The organism is Sphingobacterium sp. UBA2610 (assembly GCF_002339225.1).
Lineage (GTDB): Bacteria > Bacteroidota > Bacteroidia > Sphingobacteriales > Sphingobacteriaceae > Sphingobacterium > Sphingobacterium multivorum.
Window position 1 is genome coordinate 272,063 of the sequence record NZ_DDKA01000013.1, and the last position, 26,522, is coordinate 298,584.

The following is a 26,522-nucleotide window of genomic DNA, read 5'->3' on the forward strand; positions in this document are numbered from 1 at the left end:
CCAACCTTAGACTATAGGCCATTAGCGAATTCTTATACATGCGCAATAGCTTTCAAATAAAACTTGTTACAAATCATAAGGAATATCCTTATGATTTGTTGCTTTTGGCAGACGAAACCATTCATGCAATCGACAAATACCTCTATGAATCGCTGGTTTATGTTGTCTATGAATCGGTAAAACCGATCGCTGTTTTCTGTTTGTATCCGGTCAATACAGAGACATTAGAAATTAAAAACATTGCCGTATCACCCGAGTTTCAAGGTATGGGGCTCGGAAGTCAACTACTTGATTTTATCAAGGAAAACTACCGGCAATACCCGAACCTGATTGTAGGTACTGCAGATTGTGGCCTGGCCCAAATTCGCTTTTATGAACGAAATGGCTTTTTTAAATACGCCATCCGTAAAGATTTTTTCATTGAAAATTATGAGCTGCCTATTTATGAAAATGGCCAGTTGTTGAAAGATATGATTATGCTGCGGTATACGTTAAATCCCTAGAGACAAAAATAGATATAGATGAGTACTGGTATTGATAATCCCAACCACAGCGCTACCCCCTGTAGTATTGCTTTAAAACCTACTGCCAACAAGACCTCCCTCGACAAACTTGCTCCAATTAAAAACAACGTTAAGGTAAGCCCCATCTTTGAAATAGAAACGACATAGCCTCCTATATACTGAAAAAAAGGGATATAACTTGTTAAGATAACCGCCAATACAAAGAGGCCAATAAAATACGGTATTTTAATTCTTGTCCCTTTGGTTTTGAATGCTACAGCACTTAAACAGGCAATTGGAATAATCCATAACGCTCTAGTCAATTTTACGGTTGTCGCAACCTGTAGTGCTTCATTACCGTACTTACTTGCCGCACCAACGACAGAACTGGTATCCTGTATGGCAACCGCACACCATAAACCAAATTGCGTCTGGCTGAGATCAAGCAAATGACCGACGACAGGAAATACAAATAAAGCAATGGCATTAAGTACAAATATGGTCCCTAAAGCCACACTTACTTGCTTTTCATTGGCTTTTATCGTCGGTGAAACCGCAGCAATGGCACTTCCTCCACAAATGGCAGTGCCAACAGAAATCAAATAAGCGGTCACCTTTTCCAACTTGAGTAACCTACCCAATAGATAGCCCAATGATAATGTTCCGAGAATAGAAATAACGGTTAACACAAACCCCTGCTTACCCGTTTGGATAGCTGTATCGATATTCATTCCAAATCCAAGTCCAACCACAGAAATCTGTAACAAAATCTGTGTTGCCCTGTGATTGACTGCCAGAAAGGGATGGCCAATCCATTGCGCCACAATAATACCCAAAAGTAAGGCAAGAGGGGCCGACACAAAGGGGGTAAGACATAATACAAATAGGAGTATAAAAATGATTTCCCGAACGAAGACCTTTCGATTGAGCAGCTGCTTATAACGAATTGTCGTATTTATTTTTTTGTCCATGACAATGATGCTTTGATTTGGCACAAAATTGAATAACTCTCAATTATTTTAAAAGACACAATTACAAATGAGTCATAACAATTGGTTATAACAGACAACTGCATTTTAACCAAAATAATTAAAGGATACGCTATTAAAATGAAAGAATCCTTCCCATTAGAACATTAAAGTATTACGAGAAATGATTATATTTCAACGAGGTTATTCATAGGAATTAAACTTGACTTAATAATTATATACCGATGACACTGACAGCCATTCATCCCAAACTGCCCATGCGCAACAAAACCATCACAAAAGATTTTTATCTACATAAACTTGGATTTTCATTATGTGGAGCAGTCGATTACGAAGGTTACCTGATGCTAAAAAAAGACCATATTGAAATTCATTTTTTTGAATTCCAAGAACTTCCACCAGAAGAAAATTATGGTATGGTTTATATACGCACAGACGACATTGATTGTCTGTATCAGTCTTTTCAAGAAAATCACGTTGAGATTCACCCCAATGGCAAACTTGAGATTAAGCCCTGGGGTCAGCGGGAGTTTTCGATTTTAGATCCCGACAGCAATCTACTCACCTTTGGCGCCGATGCTTAAATAGCGAAAAGCCCACTAAAGATTGCTAAAAATCAGCAAAGATCCATAGTGGGCTTGGTATTGTTCGTATGGGTTCTTAGCCAAAAAGGTCTGAACTCAAATAGCGGTCACCTCGGTCACAGGCAATAAATACAATAAGGCCTTCGTCGATTTCATTTGCAATTTTAAGTGCTCCTGCAAAAGCTCCGCCGGTGCTCATTCCTGCAAAAACACCTTCACGCTTAACAAGTTCCCGGGCAAGCGCTGTTGCCTCCTGTTGGGATATATCGATAACGCGATCTACCCTCCTTGGATCAAAAATCTTAGGCAGATAGGCTTCGGGCCAATGCCGTATGCCTGGTATGGAAGATTCAGGAGTGGGCTGACAGCCTACGATCTGAATGGCTGCATTTTTTTCCTTCAAATAGATGGAATTTCCCATAATTGTCCCCGTAGTCCCCATGGCGCTTACAAAATGTGTAATCTTCCCCGCAGTATCACGCCAGATTTCAGGTCCCGTTGTTTTGATATGTGCTTCGTAGTTATCTGGATTTGCAAATTGATTCAATATAAAATAGCCTTCTTTTTCGGCCTTTTCTTCTGCATAATCGCGACATATTTCCATGGATTCCAATAAAGTAACTTTCGCCCCGTAAGCCTCCATCGTAAGTGTTCGCTCCCGCGTTGAAGAAGCTGGCATCACAAGCTCGAGGTTAAGTCCATATATACCGGCGATCATAGCAAGTGCGATCCCCGTATTACCGCTCGTTGCCTCGATCAATTTACTATCTTTTGTAATATCGCCCCGCTCCATCGCCGAACGGATCATATTGAGTGCTGCACGATCTTTCACCGAGCCCGCAGGATTATTACCCTCCATTTTTGCAAAGATCCGCACCTTGGGATTTGTATGAAATTGTGTAATCTCGACTAAGGGTGTATTTCCTATGGTATCTATGATATTTCCCATGGTATCTATATTATTGGTTTTGAATCTATAAATTTTGATGTAGCCTGATGGTATACGGTGGTGTAAGGCTCGACAGAACTTGTCAACCAGACATTCCCGCCAATGACCGAATGATGGCCGATGTGTGTTTCGCCGCCCAGGATTGTGGCTCCAGAGTAGATAATAACATGATCGCCAATTGTCGGGTGGCGTTTTACATTGGAAAACACCTTATCCACACTCAGGGCCCCCAGGGTTACACCCTGATAAAGTTTCACATAATTACCGATGGTGCAGGTTTCGCCGATAACCAATCCGGTGCCATGGTCAATATGCAGATGATGGCCTATTGTTGCTCCAGGATGGATATCAATTCCCGTTTTGGAATGCGCATGTTCTGTCAATATGCGCGGTATCAAAGGAACACCCAGGCGATGTAGTTCGTTCGCCATCCGGAAAATACAGATCGCAAAGAAACCGGGATAAGTACGTACAACCTCTCTTTTATTCTGTGCTGCAGGATCGCCATCCATCAATGCATCTGCATCCCAGCACATCAATTCATAAAGTTGTGGAATCCGTTCAAAAAACTGGTGCGCTACTTCCGAGTGATTGCAGCTTTGACAAGCTTTGGATTTGCTCAGGAGCTGCTCAAGCTCCAATTCAAATTGTTCAAAAGCGAGCTTCACATCATCGACCGATTTCATCTCGCTAGAATTTCGTTCGGGGAAGAGCACATCCACAATTCGGATAGCCCAGCCGCAGATCTTCTTGTTAGAAGGCATTTCTAGAACAGCCAATTGCTGTTCATAGATATGTTGATAAAAATCATGCATCTTCACTAGTTTATTAAAACAAATATACTATACAATATTGATAGATTAAGCCTTATTATCAAAACTTAGCCCCATTGCCGATCATTGAGCTCATTTGATGAGCAGAGCATATCTTTTAGCTTAGCGAACCAAGCGTTCAAACAGCTCGTTCAATGTTGTTTCGGGATCCTCACATAATCCGGGGTGTGATGCCGAGCATTGAATCAGGGTACTCCGCTTCGCTGTGAGCCAACGAAACCGTTCAGTGATATCTAACTCGGCAAGTTTACCGGCATCTTTTTCGCCGTGGCAGATTCGCTGGAAGGAAGACAGATGATTTTCGATCAACTCCAACTCGATATTCGGGCAAAGAGCACGCACCTTTTGTTCATTGACCAGATAAACCATCTTCGCAAAACGATACTTACGACAATAAAGAGCTACGCCTACATTGATAAATTCCTCTCGCTCCACTCGTGGTATCAAACGTACCACAGCATACTCATATACGGTCTTTTCTGGCATCTTCTATTTGTTTTACAAAAATGGATGAATTGGCTACACGCTGTTTCAGGAAAGAAACATACACTTCGCGCGCATCGGCTGCGGAGAGCTCACGTTCGGCATCTTCCAGCCATTCATCGGGTACCACCGCCAATATTCCACGAAATACCGCTTCCGTAAAAACGGAACGATATTCCTGATCTATTTTCTCCACCATACTCGCATTTTTGAGCAGTACGTGATCTTTAATCTGAACAAATGGTTTTAGGGATTGTTCTTCCCAGTTATCCCAACTGTGATGAAAATATAAGGAAGCGCCGTGATCTATCAACCAAAGTTCTTTATGCCATATCAGCATATTTGTATTCCGAACAGTACGGTCAACATTCATCAAGAGAGAATCCAACCAGACAATTTTCGAAGCTTCCTCCGCGCCGATGGCATCAACATTCGCATCAAATGTGATGGCTCCACTCAGAAAATGAAGTCCCAGGTTTTTGCCTACACTAAATTTGAGCAGATCCTGAATTTCTTCATCGGGTTCTGTACGGCCAAAGGATTCGTCCAGCTCCGCAAATACAATTTCGGGAACCCTCAATTTTAGCAATCTTGCTAGCTCTCCACCGATCAGTTCTGCGATCAATGCTTTTCGTCCCTGACCTGCCCCTCTAAATTTTATAACATAACTAAAGCCGTCATCGGCATCGACTAATGCGGGCAAAGACCCTCCTTCCCGAAATGGCTGAACATATCGGATGATCTCTACATCTCTAATAACAGGTTGTTTAAAATCCATGAATTATATTTTTACGATCTTCAAAGTTGGTAATACCATGCAAACTGATCAAACTTATCTAAAGTTACCTATATTTAAACGTTTGCAGCTATAGGAAACGAGAAATTCACGTCATGTACTTGCACAATCCCGCTACTCTTTGTCCCTGCGAACTATTAAGTGTGGTAATATCCAAAATTATTGCTTATATTTTAGCAATAAAGCACAAATTGTACATTCATTTGACCGTTGGAAGTATTATTTTCTAATTATATTTGTAGTGTAATCACAACTTGTCTCATCAAGTTTCTTCAATCAACGATATGGATACCATTCAGGAATATAACAATGTTATCAAACATTGTCAGGATTTATTTATTAAAAAAACAAAAGATTATGGAACGGCCTGGCGAATTATGCGCCTATCTTCCATTACAGACCAGATTTACATTAAAGCACAACGTATACGCACGCTAGAAATCAAAAAGGTTTCCAAAGTTGGCGAAGGCATTGTCGACGAATATATCGGTATTATCAATTACTGTGTCATGGCCATGATTCAGATTGATTTGGGTGAAGATGGTGAAGAAAATCTGGATCCAACTTTTGTGAATCAGAAATATACCGAAAAGGTTACCGAGACCAGAGATCTCATGCTTGCCAAAAACCACGATTATGGTGAAGCATGGCGCGATATGCGTGTTTCTTCCATGACAGATCTGATCTTGATGAAAATACACCGCGTTAAACAAATTGAAGATAATGATGGGCAAACCCTTGTTTCTGAAGGCATCCATGCCAACTATCAAGATATGCTCAACTACGCAGTTTTTGCATTAATTAAATTAGGAATTGCACAACAATAATCGGATTATGACAGCCACACAGCAGCGTACCAAAACAAATTATCTTTTAGGATTTTGCCGGATTTTTACGGGACTTTTGTTCATATTCTCCGGTTTTATTAAAGCAAATGACCCGACAGGGTTTGGCTATAAGCTTCAGGAATACTTTGAGGTCTTTCATCTCACAGCTTTTAATGAATACGCCACTGCCATGGCCGTGGTGATATGTGGTTTTGAAATTTTGTTAGGCGCACTTTTATTACTTGGGGTTTATGCAAATACCGTTGCCTGGGGCCTGCTGCTGCTGATCCTGTTTTTCACCTTTCTAACCTTCTATTCGGCATTTTTTGAGGTCGTGACCTCATGTGGTTGTTTTGGCGATGCCATCCCACTCACACCTTGGCAATCATTTTCTAAAGATCTGGTGCTCTTGGCCTTGATCCTTATTCTATTTTTTAACCGAAAACAATTACGATCAATTATCAAAGGATCAGGCAATCAATTCGTTGCTACTTTGATTACAGCGATCATCTCCTTAGGTATTGGTGTTTACACCGTAAACTACCTCCCCTTTATTGATTTCTTACCCTACAAAGTTGGCAACAACTTACCTTCATTAATGGTATTACCTGAAGGCAAACAAGGCGATGTCTTTGAGCAAATCTATACCATGAAAAACAAAAAGACAGGCGAAACCAAAAAGGTCAATGACAAAGTCTATATGGCTGACAAGCTATGGGAAGATGAATCATGGGAAATTATAGGTGAGCCTGAGAGTAGATTAGTAAAAAAAGGATATGACATCCCTATTCCTGATCTCTTAATTACAGACGCTGATGGTGCAGATCATACACAGGAAATCATTGCCAACCCGTATTATAACCTTGTGATCGTTGCAAAAGATCTTTCTTCGACCAATATTGATGCTATCCAAAAGATCAATCAGACAGCCATTCAGTTAACAAAAGATTATAATGGACTGCGCGTTGTTCTATTGACTGCTTCTGCATCCAAAGACGCGCAATATCTGAGTGATAAAATGCAATTAATTGCGGAGATATTCTATGCCGATCTCATTCCTCTGAAAAGCATGGTGAGAGCAAATCCTGGTGTACTGCTCCTAAAAGGAGGCAACGTCCTCGGAAAATGGCACTATAATAATTTTCCGGATGCCAAAACCATTGAAGATAAATTTCTAAGTAAAGACAAATAGTACCTATGCCTAAACCTATATTTTTGATTGGTTATATGGGAAGTGGAAAAACTACCCTGGGTAAGAAACTTGCCACCAAACTCGAGCTCCCTTTCATCGACACTGATGAGGAAATCGTCAAACAAATTGGCATGAGCATTACCGAATATTTTAGTCAGCATGGTGAAGACGCCTTCCGGACATTAGAACGCGAGCAATTGCGTAAATTTGCGGAGAATGCTGCCGTAATATCTACGGGTGGTGGCGCCCCCTGTTTCTTTGATAACATGGAATGGATCAAGGCGAATGGTTATGCCGTCTACTTACAGATGTCGCCCAAAGCACTTTTTGACCGTCTTTCTCAATCTAAATTACACAAACGGCCCATTCTGATCGGAAAATCACCGGAGGAACTAAGGCTATTTATTGAAGAAAAGTTGATCGAAAGAGAACCTTATTATACACAGGCACATTTGACGATTGACCAATTAAACACGAGTGTCGAGACACTGGCCGATTTGATTAATCAGTACAATAGATAGACAATGAATATACGTACCCCCCACTACTTCCTTTTATTGATCTGCTTTATCGTAAGCAGTTGCTTTCGTAATGGAGCCAATACGGATGGCTTGCCGGTGGGTAAACGTATACAGCTCCAAAATGTGGAGGAATTATATCAGTTTTTGACCTATGATGATAATCGTTATCCATTGGTCAGTTTGCATCGTGGGGGCCCCGCATCCGGATACCCGGAGAATGCAATCGAAACTTTTTCCTATAACGCGAGCTTACAGCCAGTCCTTGTTGAATGTGATGTTCGTATCAGTAAAGACTCGGCATTAATATTAATGCATGATAATACGCTAAACCGAACAACCACAGGTAGAGGGACTGTGAACGCCAGCACATTGGCTGAGCTCAAAAGTCTTCGTCTATTGGACAATAACAAAAAGATAACGCCCTATAGGATCCCTACGCTGGAAGAAGCACTTGCTTGGGGAAAAGGAAAGGTAATCTTCACCTTAGACATTAAAAATGATGCCCCTTATGAAGCCGTTATCAACGCTATTCGCAAACAAAGGGCAGAATCCAGCGTAGTCATCATCACGTATAGTGCCAACCAAGCGGCCAAAGTACACAGTCTGGCGAGCGACATCATGATTTCGGCTTCGGTCAATAACATTGAGGACCTTGCTCGTCTAAATGAAAAAGATATACCCGACAATCGCTTGTTAGCTTTCGTCGGAACACGTGAAGCAGATCCAGCATTAACCAAAATACTACATGACCATGGCATCATGTGCATATTGGGTACACTGGGGAACTTGGACAAACAGGCCGACAAAAAAGGCTTTCAAGTTTATGCTGGGTTTATTGATCGCGGCGCAGACATATTAAGTACAGATCGACCTACGGAAGCAGGGCGAGCGCTGAATTTCTACATCAAGAAAAGAGGAATTACTTCGAAATTTATTCAGTAAGACTGATAACATCATTTCTCCACCTCAAATCACTACAGAAATCATTTCGCCATCAAATATCGCACTTGACACTGCATCGCATCATGAGCTTAGGCTGCATTTCAGCTAATCGTTGTTAGTGTAAATTTCAAATCCTAATCTTATATTAAGATTTATCAGATTTTCTTTGAACTGAAATTCTCCGGATCAATTTATAAACCTCAAACCATAAAACGGATACTGCAGCCACGGACAGCGCTATTCCCAATTCATATCCACTTAGGGCTGTTACAGCAAAAAATTGGGCAACCGGAGCAACATATAATATCACCGCTAAAAATAGAAGCACAGCGATCGAAATCCCAACGAGCAGCAAGTTTCGGTTTTTAAAACTCTCCAGGATACTATAATGGAAAGATCGATTGGCATAACTCAGTAAAATATTGGCAAAGATTAAAGTAGCAAAAACCATAGCCCTTGTTTTTTCCTCGGTTCCCCCCTGCTGAACAGCAAATTGATAAACAAAAAGAATTCCTATGGTGATTATCAGGCCTTGAACAATGCTGATTCCAAGCTCATTTATACTCAAAAAAGTGTCGCTCATAGCTCTAGGAGGCCGCTTCATGGTATCCTTTTCAATAGGTTCATTTTCATATACGATCGAGCAAGTAGGTCCCATGACCAATTCGAGGAAAATCACATGCACAGGGCTAAAAATCTGTGGAAATACCCAGCCTAAAAACAAAGGGAGTGATACGGTCAAAATAATGGGGATATGAATAGAAATGATGTATTGAACCGCCTTCTTGATGTTTGCGTAAATCCTTCTTCCGGCGGCTATACCGATTATTAACTTTTGTAAATCGTCGTTTGTGATAATCAATGCCGCGGCTGATTTTGCAATTTCAGTACCTTTATTGCCCATTGCCACGCCGATATGGGCTGCTTTTAATGCTGGGCCATCGTTCACCCCATCGCCAAGCATCGCCACGACCTCGCCTTTCTTTTTCAGGGCATTTACAATGGCCAGTTTAGCATCCGGAAACATTCTGGTAAATAGCGTTGTTTGCTCTGCTATCGCCATAATTTCAGCTTCGGACTTGTTTACGATTTCACTGCCATTGACCGGCGCAGACAAAATACGAATTCCGGCCTGAGCTGCTATTGCTTGAGTCGTATCGGCATTGTCGCCGGTAATCACATTGACTTTAATCCCCGCATCATAAATATCTTGAAATACGTCCTGAATACCCTTTTTGGGCGGATCATAAAATACCGTCAACCCTAAAAATTGGAACTCAAATTCCTGTTGATTCGCAGGGAAATTATTGCCTTCGAATGTCGCTTTCCCCACACCTAATAAGCGAAAACCCTGCGCTCCATAGGATTTAACAATAGCCCTAATTTTATTTTTCTCCTTATCGGACAGCTTGGATACGCTAAGTATAGCCTCCGGCGCCCCTTTGGCAGCAATAATCCGATCTTTTCCTGTATTTTCGAAAAGATGGGTCATCATCGGCGGTTTACCCTCTAAAGGATATTCATGAAATAGTGCATATTCCTTTCTGAGGTCCCGCTTTTGCGTTTTTTCATATATTTTATGTAACGTAATTTCCATGGGGTCGAAGGGCACAGGCTCACTGCTCCACATCGCATAATCGATAAGCTCTCTTAAATCGGATTCATCAAACCTTTCCTGATCATAAGATGAATCCGTAGCATAATTATAGAGGTATTTCAATTGCATGGAATTCTCTGTAATAGTCCCGGTCTTATCGGTACAAATCACCGTCGTACTGCCCAAAGTCTCAACAATACTGCTTCTTTTGATGATAATCCCCTCACGCATGAGCTTCCATGCGCCAAGCGCCATAAAAGTCGTAAATGCAACAGGAATCTCTTCTGGCAACACAGACATCGCCAACGTAAGTCCATTGAGCAAGCTCGCCACCAAATTACCACTATCAATAAAACTGTATATACATACGAATAAAAAAATGAGTATACCGACAATGGCCATTGCTTTTACAAACTTTTGGATTTGCACCTGCAATGGCGAAATTTCTTCTTTGATATTCTTTATCGATTCACCGATTTTCCCAACACGTGTCTCTTTACCGATTTCAGTAACTTCAAACACGGCCAGGCCCGAGACCGTAACTGTCCCACTGTAGACCAGATTATCCTCGGACTTACTGTCCTTAAAGACCGAAAAACTTTCCCCTGTCAGCGAAGATTCATTGACAGAAAAATCGTTACTATGTAAAATACGACCATCGGCGTTTATAATTCGACCTTCCTCTGTAATACAGAGATCGCCCACAACAATCTCATGTGTTGGAATTTCACTAACCTTCCCATTTCGAATCACAGTGCTTAATGGTTCATTCAGCTTTTCAAGTTCCTCCAGGGCTTTTTTGCTACGATTGTCCTGATAAAAGGAAATTGCCGTAACGGCAACAATAGCGACAAACATAAATACGGCCTCTCCGTAATTCCCCACAAAAACATAAATCATCGAGATGATAATCAATAGAATCAGCATAGGCTCCTTCAAAATATCCACAAGCAGTTCAAACCATGTATTCTTGTGGCTATCGCTCAATTGATTCCAACCATATTTAGCTCGGGAGGCATGCACCTCAGTTGCGGAAAGACCTTTCAGATTCTCGGGAATATTATATGACATATCGAATGAACTAGGTTGATTAAATATAATGAATAATTCTGGTATACAGGGATTAAAACATCTGTCAGCTATCGTCTCCCTTATCCGTAACATCATGTTACAATCTTTAATTTTCAGCCTTTACTTTTTGTAAAAAAGGAAGGATACAAAACTCATCAACAACAGATTAGCATAAAATTTACCTTCTACTGCTTTTCTTTTATTGAATATTTCTATTACAATCCTATATTTGCGCAGAAATTCACTTGGGGACATTGAATTTCATATTAGCCGAAAGCAATTTTGCGATCATTTTCCAATAATACCAGGACAGCTTCTTGCTATTGAAGTCCTTCTTTGCTACCTATGTTTTCAGACCATGTAAAACACAAACAGAAGCTGAAAACTAAACATATATTGTAAAATATTCTGTACCTATCGTCAGGATATGGAATAGGATCTAAACTTGTTGTGGCCTCCATAGTAGTATATTAATAATAAAAATAAGATGGTCATCTTAATTGCAGAAGATAATGAGTTGATATTACGGACAGTTCAATACAAACTGATCAAGGCAGGTCATGAGGTTATCACTACCACCAATGGAAAAGATCCAATTGAAAAGCTCAATACAATGGATCTCGATTTGATCATTACCGACATTATGATGCCGTTTGCTTCAGGAATAGAAGTACTTTCTTCCATAAAAAAGCTCGAGAAAAAAATCCCCGTCATTGTACTTTCCAACATGGGACAAGAAGAAGTCGTCATTGAAGCTTTTGATCTTGGCGCTTCAGATTTCATGGTGAAGCCGTTTAGCCCGGAAGAACTCCTATTACGGGTCAATCGAGTGACAAGCTACAATCGCAACTAAATCCTTCCCGGATAGCTGGCTCTAAAGGGCAGGGTAGCTGTCTTTATTGAAACACCGTTTCAATTGACTAAATCCATTTCTTCAATAATTTAAAAACCTTGTTCTTTTTAGCATAGGGTGGATAAATCAACGTAGAAACTGAAAATTTAGACTGAAACATGACAGCTCTTTCATGTGAAAATGCCTTAAAGCCAAACTGCCCATGACAGCTGCCCAAGCCACTGCCATTGACACCACCAAAAGGCAAATGAGGGTTGGAAACATGAATCAAAACGTCATTCACACAAGCACCTCCAGAGGACACCTGTTGGAGGATATATTGAATATTGGACTTGTTATTGCTAAATATATACAAAGCCAAAGGCTTTTCAGCACGATTAATCAGTGCTAGAGCCTCTTCTTGGTCTTCATAGGTTATTATGGGAAGTATGGGGCCAAATATTTCTTCCTGCATAATGCTGTTGTCGGCCCTCACATCGATCAACAATGCAGGGCTTAATGTCAGATCATCGGCTAATTGTCCGCCTTCGCGCAGTTTTGCCCCACATGCTATTGCATTGGTGATTAATGAAACAAGACGACTAGCGTGCCTTTGATTAATGATCTTCGCGTAAACTGTTCGATCCAGCTGCCCATCCCCGGTGAAAAACATACTTTTAACCGCCTTTAGATAATAGTTTACAAACTCATCCTGCTTATCTTTAGGCAAAAGAACATAATCTGGCGCAATGCAGGTCTGCCCCGCATTGATCAATTTTCCCCAAGCAACTTTGTGGGCAGTCATTTCCAAATCTGCAGTCTCATCTAGTATAACGGGAGATTTTCCACCAAGTTCCAGGGTCACGGAACTGAGATTGCGGGAGGCAGCCTGCATAACCAGTTTGCCTACCGCCGGACTCCCGGTGAAGAAAATATGATCAAAAGGAAGCGCTAATAGTGCTTCGGAAACATGCTGTTCACCTTCAATACAGGCTAATTCCCGTTGGTCAAATCCTTTGGTCAAGATCTCCCCAATAACTGCCGATGTGAATGGGCTATGTTCTGAGGGCTTTAAAATCACACAATTACCCGCTGCAATAGCTGAAATCAAGGGGCTCATGGTGAGCTGAAATGGGTAGTTCCAAGGCGATATAATAAGCGCCATACCCTTAGGCTGGTAGGTAATTGTGCTTTTAGCAAGAAAATTGGTCATTGAACGACCAACCTTTCTAGGCTTCATCCATTTTCGTAAATGTCGTATTGCAAATGCTATTTCACCGTAAATAAACAATACTTCGCTTATGGCGGCTTCACTTCGTGACTTCCGTAAATCTTTTTCGAGCGCCGCATAGATTAAATCCTCATGACTTTCAATAAGCGCCCTTAGCTTGTAGAGTTTCTTTATCCGTTCCTCTGCACTGCTAGACCGTAATTCATATTTGAAAAGCTGCTGCTGTTCAAATATTAAACCGATCTGATCGGTTGATGTCTCTTTGTTCATACCAATTGAAGATCAATATTATTATTTTTTTGACGGCATATTATCGATCCATTGACGAATCAGATCCACACCTTCTTGATGTATTATACTTCTGGCCAACTCCGGCATAGCTGTACCCGGTTCCACACTATTCATCCGATAAAGCAGAATTGAATGCTTGGCATCTCCTGGAACCACATCAAAATCCAAGCCACCTGCTCCACCTCCAGCTGAAACAGGAGTTTTACCAATACCAAGGTGTGCAGGAATTTTCACATCATAATCCAGGAAAAGCCCTGTATTATAAGCGTCTCCTCCTTTGGTGTGGCAATGCGCACAGTTCACATCTAAATAGGCTCTTGCCCGTTGTTCCAAACTGAATTTGTTTTCATCAGTCCATACGGGCAATTGCGGTACACTCTTTAGATTGGGCATATTGACCATCCGACCAAGAGAAACCCATTTGGCGAGTTGATTGATCGAATCGCCTAATCGCACAAAATTGAGGTTTCGGACTTTTGGACCTATGGGCATCAGCTTGGAGCTATTGTTATGGCAGCGTTTGCAATCGTTGGTATTGGGTACCATGTAGTTTGTCGTATGCTTGTTGCCAGCATGATCGATCAATGTAATCGGTAGTTTAGCACCACGAATGTGTTTCATCGCATCAGTCTGCGCATCATTCCACAGATAATTCATCACTTTCCAGGCATGATCAGCTGGATCCTTCACCAGTAAGCGCGTCTCTATCAATACTTTTTGCTTTTGTTCATTGATGTAGGAGAAATTCTTTATAATAATTGTTGAGTCGGGAAAATCTAACGGACCATGTTCTGTATAGCCCATTTTCCCTCCTTTTGGCAATACAATAAAGCGGTCTTTAACGGCATAATCAGAAAATAGAGGTGTACTCAGATCGTAGCCCAAGATATCGGCTCTTGCGATTAATTGATTTAGTTTTCCAGTAAAAAAGCCGTATTCGGACAGTCGTTCTTTAAATTCAAAAGAAACAACCCCATGGTCTGATGATTTCTTTTGTCCCTGCCGACAGCTCTGTTGCAGCACTAGCAGGATCACGCTCAATATTCCGGTACAGACGAGGGCTAATTTTGTTGGTTTCACGGTTAATTGCATTGAAAAGGTTGTACATTACTTGAGGGTTTCCACTTCGCTGGTTGACCTGCGTGACTAAAATCTGCGGCTACAAACATATTCTCACCCGGCTGATTGATACAGATGGAATCTGGGTTTTGAGTGCGACCATTCGTGATCACATTACTGGTGATACCATCATACAATATGGCTGGAATTCGCTTATTTTTTCGATCCTGCTCAACGCTATTTAACCGGGCTTCGGTAGCAATAATCAATTGACCGATACGATGCTCATATGCTGCTTGCGGGAATTTATCCCCCATCTTAATGGTGTTTCTATAAATTTTAACATGTGTGGGTATTGGAGAGTAATTTGCATTGATTCGTTCTCCAGCTTTTTCATCGACTGCAAAGCTTGAAGCGATCGTAATCGCAGAGGTATTGTTTTGTTCGATAACGTTATCGTAAATTTCGATATTTGATGTCGAGAGAATAATGATACCACTTCCCGGTGATGCATTCCCTACCCCCCAGAAAGTTCCGAAGCTCCCACCTTTGGCAAAATTTTTAAAATTATTAGCATAGATTTTATTGTGATACGCCTTTACTCTTCCACCCCGCTGTGAAAGTTCAGGCAGATCAAAAATCAGAAATCCGGCTGTATTTCCATAGAATTCATTATCATAAACTTCAGCATCTGTTGTATTTTAATTTCACATCCAGCCACATTTTTCGTTGCCTTGCATTTACGCACAATAACACCTTTTGTCTGTCCCACATAAATACCGGCATCTGAAGCCCCTTCGGCATAACAATTCTCGACAAGCACATTCTTACAGAGCACAGGATAAATCCCATATCCACCACTCGTAGAATCGGCCGAGCTCCATATACTATGAAGGTTTGAAATGACAACGTCTTGACTATTGTTTATCTTCAACAGATCTCCTTTTGAATCACGAATGGTCATATTTCCAATCGTTAAACCTTTCACATCGGTAACCCGTATTCCCTCTCCCCCCTGTGTCTGACCGGAAAAATCAATAATTGTCTTATCATAGCCCTCACCTTCAATTTTAATATGATTTACTTGTGCGATACTCAAATTATCGAAGGAGTATTTCCCGGCTTTTAGCACGATGTTGGTGCTATCTTTAATGGAGAGGAAAGCTTCCTCAATAGCCTCTTCCTGTCCAGGAGTAAACGTTAAGACTTTGTAACTGTCTTTCGATTGGTCGGCACAACTGTACATCAAGAGAGCTGTGACCGCAATACCGATCAATTGTTTTAGATATCTTTTCATGGTCTGATTTATTTAATTTTGATTAGAAAATATTATAAGCATAAGTGACATAATATACTGCACCTATACGTGGATTAGCAATACCTGTAGAATAGTATTTGTTTGTGATATTGGTTCCGCCAATGCGAATTCCGGAACGAGCCTTAACAAACTTATAGCTCACTTGTGCATCGATCACCGCTGAGCTTGGCACTTGGCCTGCGGCAAGCCCCCCAGACACGACATAATAGTAGCCCGGTTTATAACGTAAGGAAGTACTAAACGACCAAACTTGTTTTTTTCCAAAGCCACTATTCGCGAATTCAAAATTAAAGTGATAGTGTGGTGTATTGAAGTTGTTAATTTGACTATTGTTTTTATTTTTTAGGTAGTCAGAATAATAATTGGCCTTGGTTACAAAATTCCGACCTAGATCCAAACTAAGACTCGCGGCGTATCCATAGGTATTTACGGTCTCTCCGCCATTAAAGGCGATATTATACTGCACATAGGTTGCATGATCTGTAAACGCATTGTAATCATTGCTTCCAGGAGTATTAGCAACATTGGCATAGCCAATAAAATTCTTCCAAGTTGAAAAATAGCCTAACACATCGATCATCACCCGCTTACCCAACATAGCTGCATAACCCAGTTCGAAAGCATTAACCGACTGCGGTTTAATATCATCAAATTTAAATTTCTGAAGTACGGTTGGATCGTTCGATTGCTGAAACTTCTGCACGCTTTCCAAGGTATAAGGAGGATAGCGGTCAAACTGATAATTATCGATCAACAGCAGCGATGAACCACCGGAGGAATAGCTATTATAACCATTTAAGGTATTTTGTAAAGCTTGTATATTGGAGGGGAAACTATACGCATTCTGATAAGAAAGGCGTAAATAATTCTGATGAAACAGATCAAACACCAGTGATGCCCGTGAAGTTAATTTTGGTTGAGCAAACAACGTATTTTTATCGTAACGGAATGAGGTAGCAATATTCAAGCGATCGTCCAATACTTTTTTGGCGAGTTGCAGGTATGCACTGTACTCTTTTACATGAATTGGCTTATCCTTATCTGGGAATAATGTATTTTTTGAATTTAGATTGTACAAACGCCAATTGACACCTGCAATCACCTGCATAAATTTCACGAGATCTGAAAAATTATATTGTGCTTCGGCATTGTATAATTTACTGCGGTCCAAGAACAGCGTTCCGCCCTGCGATATTGGTGTATTGCTGATACTGTCTTTCAGTCTATTGAACAGTGGTGTTCCGAGTTCTGCACGTCCTTGGTCGGCTAGCGTGCGCGCTGCTAAATGAGCGTCTGTGAGTGAAGTACCCGAAGCAAGTGCATTTAAGAGACCAGCAGTATATTCAGGATACCAGCCACCTGTTCCTCCATCGTAACTTGTTTTCCAAGATTCATTGATATATTGTGCTGTCGGCCCTGCAACCAGTGTTCTCCCTGAATTTTCCTGGGTTGTGTACGTTCTGAAAAACCATTTATCCCCACGAAGTTCCAGCCGATATTGCCCAACTTTAAATCCTTTCAGCTAATAACGCGTATCGTTGGTATACACAATATTACCTGTACCAAAAGTGGCTGAAGCTACGGCTTCAATATTTGTGGAAACCTTGTAACGGAATTCACCATTGATTTTAAAGAGCTTGGCTCTATTATCGAGATAGCCATATTCAGGATATCCAGTCCGGGCAACATAATTCGGATTTTTCAGTAAGGGTTCGATTAAGGGGGCCAATTCCGGATTTCCCTGCAGTGCACCTTCCAAAAAGGGATTGATATCGGTCGAAGTCGCTCCACCATACAGGTTAACTCCATTATAGTTTGGATCTGTCAGCGCTGTCCCCGGACCATTTTTGTTGGTTTCATCGTTGGCTACCCAATCTTTTGCCTGTGTATACTGGCCATTGAGCTTGAAAGCAATTTTATTCCCCATTTGTTTTGCGTAGCGGATAGCCCAATCATAGTAAGGTGACGTAGGCACCGGATCATTGTTTTTTTTAGGATTAATATGGTTTACACCTTGAGTTACCAGTACACTTAATCCTTGATATTTAAACGGATTTTTGCCTGTGGCCACCATCGTACCATTCAATCCTCTTGAACCATACAGGGCCGAAGATGCTCCAGACAGCACCTCTATATTATAGACATCAAGCTGGGTTAGCCCGATGACTGACCCGAGCGGAAAATTCAGACCGGGCGCCTGATTATCCATCCCGTCTACGATCTGCGTAAAGTTGGTATTCCCACTGGTATTAAATCCCCGCGTTGTAACACTGGTAAAACCAATACTGGATACGGTAACATCGACTCCCCTCAAACCTTGAAGCATATCCATGTAATTTAATTGTGCAACATTACGAATGTCTTTGCTGCTCATTTGCTCAATTGTTACTGGAGCGGATAGTTTACTCTGTACGGTTCTACTTGCAGAAACAACAACCTCCTGCCCCAAAATGGGGGACAAATTCAACGAAATACGCAAAGGCGATGACAGGTTATTCACCAAAACTTCTTTCGATTCATATCCAATAGCGGAAATATAGAGCGTAATGGGTAGTGGTTTGTTTGTTTTCAGCTGAAAACGCCCTCGATCATCTGTAAAAGTACCTTCCTTTCCGTCTTTTACGTGGATCGAAACGGCATAGGCCGGCTCGGATGTCGAGCTATTACTGACCTGCCCATTGATGATCTGTTGTGCAGACAAGCTAAATGGCACACAGATACAGAGAATCTGGATTAATAAGGCAATTTTTTTCATGTTTATATTGGTTAGCGTATTATTATCGCTTCAATGCTTCACCTTACCCACCATGATTCTCCTAAATGGACAATCGAGAATTAGATTCTAAGTCCCCTAAAAATTAGGCCGACTAGAAATTTGGTATCCCGAAGACTTTGTGCATAGTCAATTTCGACCTGCCGCTTCAGTATTGCCTGTTGTTCTGTACTATGTTTTAATGCATTAGCAAAATTTATAAGTACAGAAGCTATATTTTCAGGATCTGTTAGATCCAATTTTTCATGTGCAATGGCTTGCGTAAGAAGCTTCGTAAGAAAAGCTTTCTTTTGCACCATCATGGCATCATAAAGTTCAAAAAAACGAGGTAAAATCTTATCAAGTGATTCGACAGACACCCTGTTCATATTGAGCACATTGGTATAATAGTTCAATCTCGATTCTAAATAAAAAGAAATCTGATTCTCCACGCCCTTCTTTTTCAATGTACTTTTTTGTAATGTATCGATAAAAGATTGTCCCTCTCGTATGGCTACTTCAATAAAAATATCCTCTTTGTTCTTGTAATAATAATAAAGAGACGTTTTGTTCAATCCCACAGTTTTAGCAATGTCTTCCAAGGTTGTTTTTTCCAATCCATAACGCTCGAAACATTCCATGGCCGCCTGTCCAATTCTTTCTTTGACCTGTTCCTTTTTGTTCATCTAAAATATATTATGATGCAAAACCAACACTGTTAAAAGTCAGCCACATACAGACTTAACATGTTACTCCAAACATAGATAAATTGATTTTTAAATAAAAGAAGTATGCGATCTTATTCAGATAATTCGCTATAAAACTCTCTTTACTGTCAATTTTTAAAGGTTCAGTTTTCTTTTCATCAACATATCTCTCGTTTTTAGGTTTCGAGAGCATAAGATGGTAATTAAATTAACCCAACTGTTAATTTAGCTAATGTACGCTGTAAGAGTCCAATTAGACTGAGAAATTATCCTACTATATCCAACTAACCGACTCTTTCAAATGTATATTGGAAGACTTCTGCTATAAATACAAAATACTACCACACATCACGATTTGATGTCTTAAGGCTTTCCAGAGCGTAATTCGCTACTTCATCATTTTCGTCTCCGGTTTTTAAACGTACCTGCAGATTTTCTAGCCAGTCGGCTAATGCATCTAAAGCCGTTTCACCGTTTCCGAAAATGCCTTGATGCGGATCGGGCCCCAGTAAACACCAATACGATGTTTCTTCTTTAAAAACAACAGGACGTAGCTCACGAATTTCAAAAGGTAATTCTTCTGAATCAAAATCCAGTGGTACAATTTTATCTTCAGGTATTTTCATCTGTTCCATAACCCATTTCTATTTTTTTTAAATCTTCCTCTGGCCAGGTAAGCAGCTTCTTCAACAAATATATTTTTGGTCCTCCATCTGCTGTATCATCAGCAAACTGTTGTAGAAATTCCTGTAGATCACCTTCAACTTTAATTAATTTTCCATCCTGAAGAACATCATATCCCGCTGCAATCCATTCTTCAATCTTTTCGGTATTGATTTGTAGTTTCTCCATTTTCCGTATTTTGTAGCATCTTACATGCTGTCTTATAACATCTAATAATAGTTCATCGATAAAAAATAGTCCAGCGCACTAATTATACCTTGAAAAAAACAGACTTTCTGTGATTAGAACAACACGCTAGCAAAAACGGTTGGCTTTATTTTTAGATTATGCACAAAAAAAGACATTAAAAAAGAAGCAGTTACAGATCATTTATTGTTTATCAAAATATTAAAAAAATCTTTGGCAAACTATTTGTTTGAACAGCGAAAGTTTTCTAATCGAAAACGCACAACTAATATTTTTTTAAATTATCATGAAAAAAGTAATTCTACCTTTTCTAACACTTTTTACGCTACTATTTGCTGCTCATCAGCAAGCAAACGCACAAACTCCCTATCGGACAGCCATTGGTCTTGGAATAGACGTCGGCGATGGTCAAACGCTATTCGGTCCACAGATAAAACACAATTTTGGCGGAAATGACGCCGGAAATGCACAAGTATTATTTGGAGACAATATTACTGTTATCGGTGTGGATTATTCATACAATAAACGTATTCCTGGATCTCGAGGTCTTTCATGGTACATTGGTGTTGGTCCACAAGTTTCATTTATTGATTATGGTAAATGGCACGACGACTGGTATGATGACTACCACTGGAAAGATGGGAAAACACATACTGACTTTGCGATCCGTCCAGCCTTGGGTCTAGAGTTCAAAATACCTTCGGCACCATTAGCCATGCATTTCGACTGGAAACCTTGGTGGAATCTTTCTCATGGTTCTAATTTCGAACCATCGCGTTTTTCTTTAGGATTTAAATTCGTTTTGAAATAGTATAACGCGGATACAAATAACAAAAATCCTGCTCATCGTTCGTATGGCAGGATTTTTTGTTTCACAACTGTAATTTCACCATTTCATGAATGATTAGATTAGCCTAGAAATCAGTATAACATTATCCCTCAACCTGATATTCGATCGGTTGTCCGGTAGCGATCTCCCGTTCCAATATTTGTTCCGGAGAAAGATGTTCCAAAAACATAATCAGTGCCCTAAGGCTATTGCCATGCGCAACAACAAGTACATTTTTGCCTTCTTTCAGTTTAGGTGCTATAAAATGTTCATAATATGGAATAACACGTTCGTATGTATCTTTAAGACTTTCCCCTCCTGGTGGCGGAACATCAAAAGACCTACGCCAGATATGCACTTGTTCGGCACCATATTTTTTGGCCGTTTCAGCCTTATTCAAGCCCTCAAGTTGTCCGTAACCACGTTCATTCAAAGCAGCATTTATAACAATGGGGACGGAAGGATTGCCCATTTCATGTAAAATAATCTTTAATGTATGCTGTGCTCTCATAAGCGCTGAAGTATAAGCTATATCAATTCGTTCATTTGCCAAAGCCTTTCCCGCCTGCCGAGCTTCCTGTTGTCCCAATTCGGTAATATCAATATCTTGCCAACCCGTAAAGCGATTTTCCAAATTCCATTGCGATTGTCCATGCCGTACTAAAAAAAGTTTTGCCATTATTTATCCTAAGTTTTTTTAAAACTGTCGCCCACCACAGGGCCAACGCCATATATAATAACGATACATTCCATTTTGTTTTATTTATACTTTGAATGCTTTTCTAACCCTCTAAACTAAGTATCGAACTACAGCTATAGGCTACCACAGATTCCTTAGCTGAAAAAATACAAGCACATATTCGCCCTCATATTTGTATATACTTACCGTTTGTATATGCGAATTGACAACTAATTGTACGGCAAAATCATCCTCACCCTTAAAACAAATAATTTAAACAGCTAAAAATCAACAAAATAAATTAATATAAATTATTTAACACTTTTTAATTCTACACAATGTAGAATATATTCTATATTTGTAGTATGAATAAATTATCAGCTACGGAAGAACAATTGATGGGCTACATTTGGGACATGAAAAAAGCTTTTATGAAAGATCTTATGGAAGCGTATTCTGAACCTAAACCGGCGCCAACAACTGTTGCTACATTATTGAAGAGAATGACTGAAAAGGGGGCGATATCTTATGTGCTTTATGGAAATTCGAGGGAGTATTATCCACTAATCGATAAAGACAACTATTACTTAGCACATGTAAATGATATTGTAGAAACCTACTTCGACAATTCAGCATTAAAATTTGCTTCTTTTTTCACTAAACAATCTCAGCTGAGCAAAGAGCAATTGGAGGAACTGAAAAATATAATTGATTCCGAAATTAAAAATAAAGAGACATGATGCTATATATTGGAAAACTGATAGCCTGTTCGGGTTTACTGTATCTCATTTATTGGTCAGTACTACGCAACCAGAAGTCGTTGCTATTCAACCGCTGTTATTTACTTGGGATTATCCCTTTATCTGTCATCATTCCAATGATCCAAATCGCTGTCCCATATGATGTTTTCAGCTTATTGAATGACAGAGACAGCGATGCAATCCCGGTCGGACCGATTATTACACAGCCCGCAACGGATTCAGCACTCTTCAATAATGATTATGTCGATTGGTACAACCTCGCTCTGCTAGTTTATGTAATTGTCGCCATTGCATTACTCTTGAAACAGATTTGGTTGTACCGCAAATTCCTGTATTATATCCGAAGTGCCACCCCGACTCATGAACAATCTATTTACTGCATACGCAATTTAAAAACACCTTTTTCTTTTTTTCAAAAAATTTATGTTCCCAAAGAGGCCTATCAACAGGGCGATATTGATCAGTCAATTCTAACGCACGAACGGGCCCATGCCAATCAACGCCATTCAATGGATGTTCTTTTTATACAGCTCTTGGGTATATTTTTTTGGTTCAATCCCTTTATTTATCTCATTCAAAAATCGATCCGACAAACACATGAATACCTTGCAGATGATGCAGTAGTGAAGATTCATGAAAAGTTAAGATACCAACATTTAATTATCGAGTGGAGCATGTCCACCCCTGATATAAACACATTACCGGCCAGTAATTTTAATTTCTTAACAACAAAAAAACGATTAATTATGTTACAAAAAAGAACAACCCGAAGTAAACTCTTGTTAATGCCTGGGCTTACTTTATTACTGACAGTAGCGATATCCACGTTGTTTTCAACACATGTGGAGGCACAGAAAACAACGCCGACTACGCCAAAAAAAGCCGCGACAGCCAACACCGCAATAACGCCGCCTGCATCACGGCAATCGGAGGCTCCTAAAACTAGTGGAAGAATTCCTAAATCACCAACAAAGGAGATGGCTCCGCCAATAATATCCCAGCAGAGGTCTTCTTCTCAACAAGAGGATAATGTACGTTTCCCGGCACCTCGAAAAAAACCTGCTCCACCTCAAAATTCCCCAAAAATAATCGATGAGGTACATGTTGAGCGAATCAGATTTGCGGAGCCTCGAAAAGAGTCTACTCCATCAAAAAGAGTTTCACCGATAGTCGAAGAAATGCAAGTAGCCCCTAAAATTGAGGAAGTATGGGTCGAAGATATTCAACCGCGTCAACCAAAGCGGATCAATCTTTCTGCCAATGCCAATGTCAGTTCAAATCAAGATCAAAAAGACATTCAAGTTAAGGAGGAAAAGCCTATACGGATTTCCCTAAAAGTGAAACCCGAAGTGGAAGTAAATACAGTGAATAAAAAATAGCGAGCGGAATTCTTCGAAATGCAATAAGAGGAATACAATTCCTCTTATTGCGATATATCCACTTCTCTCGACTACACACCTATAAACCAACATGTTGTTTAGATTATTCAGAATCTAATCCAGCAACTCTTCTTCTGGATAGTGATATCCATCTAAAATTAAGTTAAAAACAAAAATCACCATTTTCCAAAATGTAATATGGATTGGATCCTAGTAAAAAAAACGACAAATTCCACCATGATTTATTTTTAAAGCAATCGTTTGCGTAAAAAAATTGTATAAAAACCAAATAACAAATCGGTAACATTGTAGAAGAGTACCAACAGTATACTTGTAGTATTCATCTGCTATCATTAAGATAAGACTACTGCTATACGGTACGATATCCAATTATTAAATTCCGATCAGGAGGAATTTGGTTATAAATACAAGTTTAAATTATGGAGGCATGTAAAAATGATGAGTTGGCGTTACTGCACGCTCTTAAGTCAAGCAATCATAAGGCATTTGAGGTGCTCTACTACCGCTATAGCCCTAGACTTTACCGTCATATACTGAACTTAGTCAAAGTACCTACCTGTGCAGAAGAAATTCTTCAGGATGTATTTCAGAAATTATGGGAGAGGCGCGGTGGCATAGACACTGAAAAGTCCTTTCAGTCTTATCTATTCACTATTGCTAAACACCTCGTGTATGATTTCTTTCACAAGGAGATCAAAAATCGAAATCTAAAAGAATTGATTATTTCCATTTCAACATCAGACTATTCCCACATTGAAGAGGAATATGCATACAAAGAATCTAAAAAAATTGTCAATCAAGCTATTGAAAACTTATCTCCAAAACGCAAACTCATTTATACCTTATGCAAAATTGAAGGGAAAAGCTATGAGGAGGTCAGTAGCTCCTTAGGTATCTCCACTTCTACGATCAGTGATCATATCGTGAAGGCCACAAAACAGATTCAGAGTTTCTGTTTGAGCAAGGAAATTACACCGTCCCTGTTAATTGCTCTTATCAGTGCCGTGTTAAATCAAAAATAAAACACTCCCTGTTTTTATAGACAAACAGATCACCTCCATCAGTATTCAAACAGCCCATTTTAAAGCCTTTTAATTTTTTTACTTTTTTTTTAAAATTAGAGCAGAGGACAGGCTCCTATTTTCCGTATTATCTATAAATAGCCAATCAGTGAAAGATTCAAAACATATAAAATTATTATTTGAAAGATATCTCAATAACCGCGCTTCAAGAGAAGAGACGGCGGAGCTATTTCAATATTTTCAGGATACGAATAACAAGCAGGCGCTTGAACAGATGATCGAGAACCAACTTGAATCTCAAGATAAAGAAGAACTTATAGACAAGATGATTTTAGACCGTGTTTTTAGTAAAATTGATCTTGACGTCGAACCACAAAAAATCAAAAGCCCTACATGGTATAAGATTACAGGTGCGGCAGCTGCTATAATACTGGTTATCTCTATCTCTTATTTATTTCTTAACCGCAGCACATACAATGATCATACAGCTACTATCATCGAACCTGGTCGCGATAAAGCAACACTTGTGCTTTCTTCCGGTAAAACGATCGTACTGGAGGATATTGCTAATGGAAAATTAACTGAAGAGCTCGGCACAACAATTGAAAAAACAGAAAATGGCGGAATTAATTATACGGTTGAGGGAAATACCGATGTACGCGTCGCCACGAATCTTTTGAATGTACCAAAGGGCGGACAATTTCAGATAACCCTTTCTGATGGCACAAAAGTTTGGTTAAACTCAAATTCCAGCCTCAAATATCCAAGCGCATTTTCAGCCTCTGAACGCCGGGTAGAACTGACGGGTGAAGCCTACTTTGAAGTCTCAAAAAATAAACAAAAACCATTTATTGTCGAAACTTCACTTCAAAAGGTCGAAGTTTTAGGGACTAAATTCAATATCAATGCCTACGATGACGAATCTTCCACACAGACATCCCTTGCAGAAGGATCCGTAAGAGTGAGTTGCAAAAACAATACAACCTTACTAAAACCAGGCCAACAATCTACTTTGACAGATCAAAATATCGCAGTAAGATCAGTAAACCTGGATCAAGTATTAGATTGGAAAAATGGTGATTTCAATTTTTCAAATAACAACTTAAAGGAAATCATGCGTAAAATTTCGCGCTGGTATAACATTGAAGTAATTTTTGAAGGTCCCATTTCACAGGAAACCTACTTCGCTCAAATTTCTAGAAAAAAACGATTAAACGATGTACTAAGAGCACTTCAGCTTTCCGGTTCCATCAAGTATAGTATACGAAACAATAAACTGTACATATCGCAATAAACTATAACACACATTAATAACCACAGATTATGAAAGAAGCCAGTCCAGCCTAAACATTTCTTCCAAAAAAAATAGCCGAAAATGCCTGCCAGCACTCTCGACTAATTTTTTACTTGGAAAACAAGAATTCATTTCAACATCAAACCAGTTAACCAATTTATAAATATATGCATTATTATTTATGTAGTAA

Annotated in this window: 28 protein-coding genes; 12 read left to right on the forward strand and 16 right to left on the reverse strand. The window is 39.8% G+C overall.

Going from position 1 to position 26,522, the window contains the following annotated elements:
* Nucleotides 1-38 precede the first annotated feature (38 nt).
* A complete protein-coding gene (locus tag B4Z47_RS10000; protein WP_070564741.1) occupies nucleotides 39-503 on the forward strand; it encodes a GNAT family N-acetyltransferase in 465 nt (154 codons plus the stop codon).
* Here B4Z47_RS10000 and B4Z47_RS10005 read toward each other — a convergent pair.
* On the reverse strand, nucleotides 500-1,474 hold the full coding sequence (locus B4Z47_RS10005) for a YeiH family protein (protein ID WP_286727300.1): 975 nt from the start codon (nucleotides 1,472-1,474) through the stop codon (nucleotides 500-502). The two genes, B4Z47_RS10000 and B4Z47_RS10005, sit on opposite strands and share 4 nt — an antisense overlap.
* Nucleotides 1,475-1,716: 242 nt before the next feature.
* Here B4Z47_RS10005 and B4Z47_RS10010 point away from each other — a divergent pair, with 242 nt between their 5' ends.
* On the forward strand, nucleotides 1,717-2,076 hold the full coding sequence (locus B4Z47_RS10010; RefSeq protein ID WP_046673907.1) for a bleomycin resistance protein: 360 nt from the start codon (nucleotides 1,717-1,719) through the stop codon (nucleotides 2,074-2,076).
* A 76-nt stretch (nucleotides 2,077-2,152) separates the two neighbouring features.
* Here the strand turns inward: B4Z47_RS10010 and cysM are convergent, their stop codons facing one another.
* From cysM to B4Z47_RS10030, 4 genes are all read right to left on the reverse strand, one after another.
* Nucleotides 2,153-3,025 (reverse strand): cysteine synthase CysM, encoded by an 873-nt coding sequence (cysM, locus tag B4Z47_RS10015; RefSeq protein ID WP_070564735.1) that lies wholly within the window; start codon nucleotides 3,023-3,025, stop codon nucleotides 2,153-2,155.
* A 5-nt stretch (nucleotides 3,026-3,030) separates the two neighbouring features.
* Nucleotides 3,031-3,840 (reverse strand): serine O-acetyltransferase, encoded by an 810-nt coding sequence (locus B4Z47_RS10020; RefSeq protein ID WP_046673905.1) that lies wholly within the window; start codon nucleotides 3,838-3,840, stop codon nucleotides 3,031-3,033.
* Between the two features lie 120 nt (nucleotides 3,841-3,960).
* The gene (locus B4Z47_RS10025) at nucleotides 3,961-4,344 is read right to left on the reverse strand and encodes a DUF3037 domain-containing protein (RefSeq protein ID WP_070564732.1); all 384 of its coding nucleotides are present in this window, start codon (nucleotides 4,342-4,344) and stop codon (nucleotides 3,961-3,963) included.
* Nucleotides 4,322-5,119: a HipA family kinase gene (locus B4Z47_RS10030; RefSeq protein ID WP_046673903.1), complete on the reverse strand. Its 798-nt coding sequence runs from the start codon at nucleotides 5,117-5,119 to the stop codon at nucleotides 4,322-4,324. The genes B4Z47_RS10025 and B4Z47_RS10030 overlap by 23 nt, the downstream gene beginning before the upstream one ends.
* Nucleotides 5,120-5,421: 302 nt before the next feature.
* On the opposite strand from B4Z47_RS10030, the gene B4Z47_RS10035 reads away from it, so the two are divergent.
* From B4Z47_RS10035 to B4Z47_RS10050, 4 genes are read left to right on the forward strand one after another with little or no spacing between them, the layout of a single operon-like run.
* The gene (locus B4Z47_RS10035; RefSeq protein WP_046673902.1) at nucleotides 5,422-5,964 is read left to right on the forward strand and encodes a DUF1599 domain-containing protein; all 543 of its coding nucleotides are present in this window, start codon (nucleotides 5,422-5,424) and stop codon (nucleotides 5,962-5,964) included.
* A gap of 7 nt (nucleotides 5,965-5,971) precedes the next feature.
* A complete protein-coding gene (locus tag B4Z47_RS10040) occupies nucleotides 5,972-7,156 on the forward strand; it encodes a BT_3928 family protein (protein ID WP_070564729.1) in 1,185 nt (394 codons plus the stop codon).
* A gap of 5 nt (nucleotides 7,157-7,161) precedes the next feature.
* Nucleotides 7,162-7,677, forward strand: a complete 516-nt coding sequence (locus B4Z47_RS10045) for a shikimate kinase (RefSeq protein WP_046673900.1) — start codon at nucleotides 7,162-7,164, stop codon at nucleotides 7,675-7,677.
* A 3-nt stretch (nucleotides 7,678-7,680) separates the two neighbouring features.
* Nucleotides 7,681-8,619, forward strand: coding sequence for a glycerophosphodiester phosphodiesterase family protein (locus B4Z47_RS10050; protein WP_286727301.1), 939 nt, complete (start codon nucleotides 7,681-7,683; stop codon nucleotides 8,617-8,619).
* A 145-nt stretch (nucleotides 8,620-8,764) separates the two neighbouring features.
* On the opposite strand, the gene B4Z47_RS10055 is transcribed toward B4Z47_RS10050, so the two are convergent.
* Nucleotides 8,765-11,287: a cation-translocating P-type ATPase gene (locus B4Z47_RS10055; protein WP_070564720.1), complete on the reverse strand. Its 2,523-nt coding sequence runs from the start codon at nucleotides 11,285-11,287 to the stop codon at nucleotides 8,765-8,767.
* 487 nt (nucleotides 11,288-11,774) lie between these two features.
* On the opposite strand from B4Z47_RS10055, the gene B4Z47_RS10060 reads away from it, so the two are divergent.
* On the forward strand, nucleotides 11,775-12,140 hold the full coding sequence (locus B4Z47_RS10060; protein WP_115049645.1) for a response regulator transcription factor: 366 nt from the start codon (nucleotides 11,775-11,777) through the stop codon (nucleotides 12,138-12,140).
* Between the two features lie 67 nt (nucleotides 12,141-12,207).
* Here the strand turns inward: B4Z47_RS10060 and B4Z47_RS10065 are convergent, their stop codons facing one another.
* The 9 genes from B4Z47_RS10065 to B4Z47_RS10105 form a co-directional block, all read right to left on the reverse strand.
* A complete protein-coding gene (locus tag B4Z47_RS10065; protein WP_159332751.1) occupies nucleotides 12,208-13,620 on the reverse strand; it encodes an aldehyde dehydrogenase family protein in 1,413 nt (470 codons plus the stop codon).
* A gap of 21 nt (nucleotides 13,621-13,641) precedes the next feature.
* Nucleotides 13,642-14,733: an SO2930 family diheme c-type cytochrome gene (locus B4Z47_RS10070; RefSeq protein ID WP_115049643.1), complete on the reverse strand. Its 1,092-nt coding sequence runs from the start codon at nucleotides 14,731-14,733 to the stop codon at nucleotides 13,642-13,644.
* The gene (locus B4Z47_RS10075; protein WP_115049642.1) at nucleotides 14,724-15,017 is read right to left on the reverse strand and encodes a hypothetical protein; all 294 of its coding nucleotides are present in this window, start codon (nucleotides 15,015-15,017) and stop codon (nucleotides 14,724-14,726) included. Before B4Z47_RS10075 ends, B4Z47_RS10070 begins: the two co-directional genes overlap by 10 nt.
* Nucleotides 15,018-15,340: 323 nt before the next feature.
* Nucleotides 15,341-15,997 carry a parallel beta-helix domain-containing protein gene (locus B4Z47_RS10080; RefSeq protein ID WP_115049641.1) on the reverse strand — a complete coding sequence of 219 codons (657 nt, stop codon included), beginning with the start codon at nucleotides 15,995-15,997 and terminating at the stop codon, nucleotides 15,341-15,343.
* 22 nt (nucleotides 15,998-16,019) lie between these two features.
* Nucleotides 16,020-17,540: a TonB-dependent receptor domain-containing protein gene (locus B4Z47_RS10085; protein WP_349676661.1), complete on the reverse strand. Its 1,521-nt coding sequence runs from the start codon at nucleotides 17,538-17,540 to the stop codon at nucleotides 16,020-16,022.
* Nucleotides 17,541-18,773 carry a carboxypeptidase-like regulatory domain-containing protein gene (locus tag B4Z47_RS10090; RefSeq protein ID WP_115049639.1) on the reverse strand — a complete coding sequence of 411 codons (1,233 nt, stop codon included), beginning with the start codon at nucleotides 18,771-18,773 and terminating at the stop codon, nucleotides 17,541-17,543.
* 80 nt (nucleotides 18,774-18,853) lie between these two features.
* Nucleotides 18,854-19,456: a TetR/AcrR family transcriptional regulator gene (locus tag B4Z47_RS10095; protein WP_115049638.1), complete on the reverse strand. Its 603-nt coding sequence runs from the start codon at nucleotides 19,454-19,456 to the stop codon at nucleotides 18,854-18,856.
* Between the two features lie 359 nt (nucleotides 19,457-19,815).
* Nucleotides 19,816-20,112 (reverse strand): hypothetical protein, encoded by a 297-nt coding sequence (locus B4Z47_RS10100; protein ID WP_115049637.1) that lies wholly within the window; start codon nucleotides 20,110-20,112, stop codon nucleotides 19,816-19,818.
* The gene (locus B4Z47_RS10105) at nucleotides 20,090-20,329 is read right to left on the reverse strand and encodes a hypothetical protein (RefSeq protein ID WP_115049636.1); all 240 of its coding nucleotides are present in this window, start codon (nucleotides 20,327-20,329) and stop codon (nucleotides 20,090-20,092) included. The genes B4Z47_RS10100 and B4Z47_RS10105 overlap by 23 nt, the downstream gene beginning before the upstream one ends.
* A gap of 304 nt (nucleotides 20,330-20,633) precedes the next feature.
* Here B4Z47_RS10105 and B4Z47_RS10110 point away from each other — a divergent pair, with 304 nt between their 5' ends.
* Nucleotides 20,634-21,158: a hypothetical protein gene (locus B4Z47_RS10110; protein ID WP_046671657.1), complete on the forward strand. Its 525-nt coding sequence runs from the start codon at nucleotides 20,634-20,636 to the stop codon at nucleotides 21,156-21,158.
* A 121-nt stretch (nucleotides 21,159-21,279) separates the two neighbouring features.
* Here B4Z47_RS10110 and B4Z47_RS10115 read toward each other — a convergent pair whose 3' ends face one another.
* Nucleotides 21,280-21,855: a 2,3-bisphosphoglycerate-dependent phosphoglycerate mutase gene (locus B4Z47_RS10115; RefSeq protein WP_112373709.1), complete on the reverse strand. Its 576-nt coding sequence runs from the start codon at nucleotides 21,853-21,855 to the stop codon at nucleotides 21,280-21,282.
* A gap of 365 nt (nucleotides 21,856-22,220) precedes the next feature.
* On the opposite strand from B4Z47_RS10115, the gene B4Z47_RS10120 reads away from it, so the two are divergent.
* The 4 genes from B4Z47_RS10120 (at nucleotide 22,221) to B4Z47_RS10135 (ending at nucleotide 26,332) form a co-directional block, all read left to right on the forward strand.
* Nucleotides 22,221-22,595, forward strand: coding sequence for a BlaI/MecI/CopY family transcriptional regulator (locus B4Z47_RS10120; RefSeq protein ID WP_112373710.1), 375 nt, complete (start codon nucleotides 22,221-22,223; stop codon nucleotides 22,593-22,595).
* A complete protein-coding gene (locus B4Z47_RS10125; RefSeq protein WP_115049635.1) occupies nucleotides 22,592-23,995 on the forward strand; it encodes a M56 family metallopeptidase in 1,404 nt (467 codons plus the stop codon). The genes B4Z47_RS10120 and B4Z47_RS10125 overlap by 4 nt, the downstream gene beginning before the upstream one ends.
* Nucleotides 23,996-24,435: 440 nt before the next feature.
* Nucleotides 24,436-25,038 (forward strand): RNA polymerase sigma factor, encoded by a 603-nt coding sequence (locus B4Z47_RS10130; protein ID WP_112373712.1) that lies wholly within the window; start codon nucleotides 24,436-24,438, stop codon nucleotides 25,036-25,038.
* A 148-nt stretch (nucleotides 25,039-25,186) separates the two neighbouring features.
* Nucleotides 25,187-26,332 carry a FecR family protein gene (locus B4Z47_RS10135; protein ID WP_115049634.1) on the forward strand — a complete coding sequence of 382 codons (1,146 nt, stop codon included), beginning with the start codon at nucleotides 25,187-25,189 and terminating at the stop codon, nucleotides 26,330-26,332.
* Nucleotides 26,333-26,522: the final 190 nt, after the last annotated feature.

Coding starts and splice junctions, on each gene's coding strand:
- B4Z47_RS10000 (WP_070564741.1), top strand. CDS start 39: ATGCGCAATAGCTTTCAAATAAAACTTGTTACAAATCATAAGGAATAT.
- B4Z47_RS10005 (WP_286727300.1), bottom strand. CDS start 1,474: ATGGACAAAAAAATAAATACGACAATTCGTTATAAGCAGCTGCTCAAT.
- B4Z47_RS10010 (WP_046673907.1), top strand. CDS start 1,717: ATGACACTGACAGCCATTCATCCCAAACTGCCCATGCGCAACAAAACC.
- cysM (WP_070564735.1), bottom strand. CDS start 3,025: ATGGGAAATATCATAGATACCATAGGAAATACACCCTTAGTCGAGATT.
- B4Z47_RS10020 (WP_046673905.1), bottom strand. CDS start 3,840: ATGCATGATTTTTATCAACATATCTATGAACAGCAATTGGCTGTTCTA.
- B4Z47_RS10025 (WP_070564732.1), bottom strand. CDS start 4,344: ATGCCAGAAAAGACCGTATATGAGTATGCTGTGGTACGTTTGATACCA.
- B4Z47_RS10030 (WP_046673903.1), bottom strand. CDS start 5,119: ATGGATTTTAAACAACCTGTTATTAGAGATGTAGAGATCATCCGATAT.
- B4Z47_RS10035 (WP_046673902.1), top strand. CDS start 5,422: ATGGATACCATTCAGGAATATAACAATGTTATCAAACATTGTCAGGAT.
- B4Z47_RS10040 (WP_070564729.1), top strand. CDS start 5,972: ATGACAGCCACACAGCAGCGTACCAAAACAAATTATCTTTTAGGATTT.
- B4Z47_RS10045 (WP_046673900.1), top strand. CDS start 7,162: ATGCCTAAACCTATATTTTTGATTGGTTATATGGGAAGTGGAAAAACT.
- B4Z47_RS10050 (WP_286727301.1), top strand. CDS start 7,681: ATGAATATACGTACCCCCCACTACTTCCTTTTATTGATCTGCTTTATC.
- B4Z47_RS10055 (WP_070564720.1), bottom strand. CDS start 11,287: ATGTCATATAATATTCCCGAGAATCTGAAAGGTCTTTCCGCAACTGAG.
- B4Z47_RS10060 (WP_115049645.1), top strand. CDS start 11,775: ATGGTCATCTTAATTGCAGAAGATAATGAGTTGATATTACGGACAGTT.
- B4Z47_RS10065 (WP_159332751.1), bottom strand. CDS start 13,620: ATGAACAAAGAGACATCAACCGATCAGATCGGTTTAATATTTGAACAG.
- B4Z47_RS10070 (WP_115049643.1), bottom strand. CDS start 14,733: ATGCAATTAACCGTGAAACCAACAAAATTAGCCCTCGTCTGTACCGGA.
- B4Z47_RS10075 (WP_115049642.1), bottom strand. CDS start 15,017: ATGGGGGATAAATTCCCGCAAGCAGCATATGAGCATCGTATCGGTCAA.
- B4Z47_RS10080 (WP_115049641.1), bottom strand. CDS start 15,997: ATGAAAAGATATCTAAAACAATTGATCGGTATTGCGGTCACAGCTCTC.
- B4Z47_RS10090 (WP_115049639.1), bottom strand. CDS start 18,773: ATGAAAAAAATTGCCTTATTAATCCAGATTCTCTGTATCTGTGTGCCA.
- B4Z47_RS10095 (WP_115049638.1), bottom strand. CDS start 19,456: ATGAACAAAAAGGAACAGGTCAAAGAAAGAATTGGACAGGCGGCCATG.
- B4Z47_RS10100 (WP_115049637.1), bottom strand. CDS start 20,112: ATGGAACAGATGAAAATACCTGAAGATAAAATTGTACCACTGGATTTT.
- B4Z47_RS10105 (WP_115049636.1), bottom strand. CDS start 20,329: ATGGAGAAACTACAAATCAATACCGAAAAGATTGAAGAATGGATTGCA.
- B4Z47_RS10110 (WP_046671657.1), top strand. CDS start 20,634: ATGAAAAAAGTAATTCTACCTTTTCTAACACTTTTTACGCTACTATTT.
- B4Z47_RS10115 (WP_112373709.1), bottom strand. CDS start 21,855: ATGGCAAAACTTTTTTTAGTACGGCATGGACAATCGCAATGGAATTTG.
- B4Z47_RS10120 (WP_112373710.1), top strand. CDS start 22,221: ATGAATAAATTATCAGCTACGGAAGAACAATTGATGGGCTACATTTGG.
- B4Z47_RS10125 (WP_115049635.1), top strand. CDS start 22,592: ATGATGCTATATATTGGAAAACTGATAGCCTGTTCGGGTTTACTGTAT.
- B4Z47_RS10130 (WP_112373712.1), top strand. CDS start 24,436: ATGGAGGCATGTAAAAATGATGAGTTGGCGTTACTGCACGCTCTTAAG.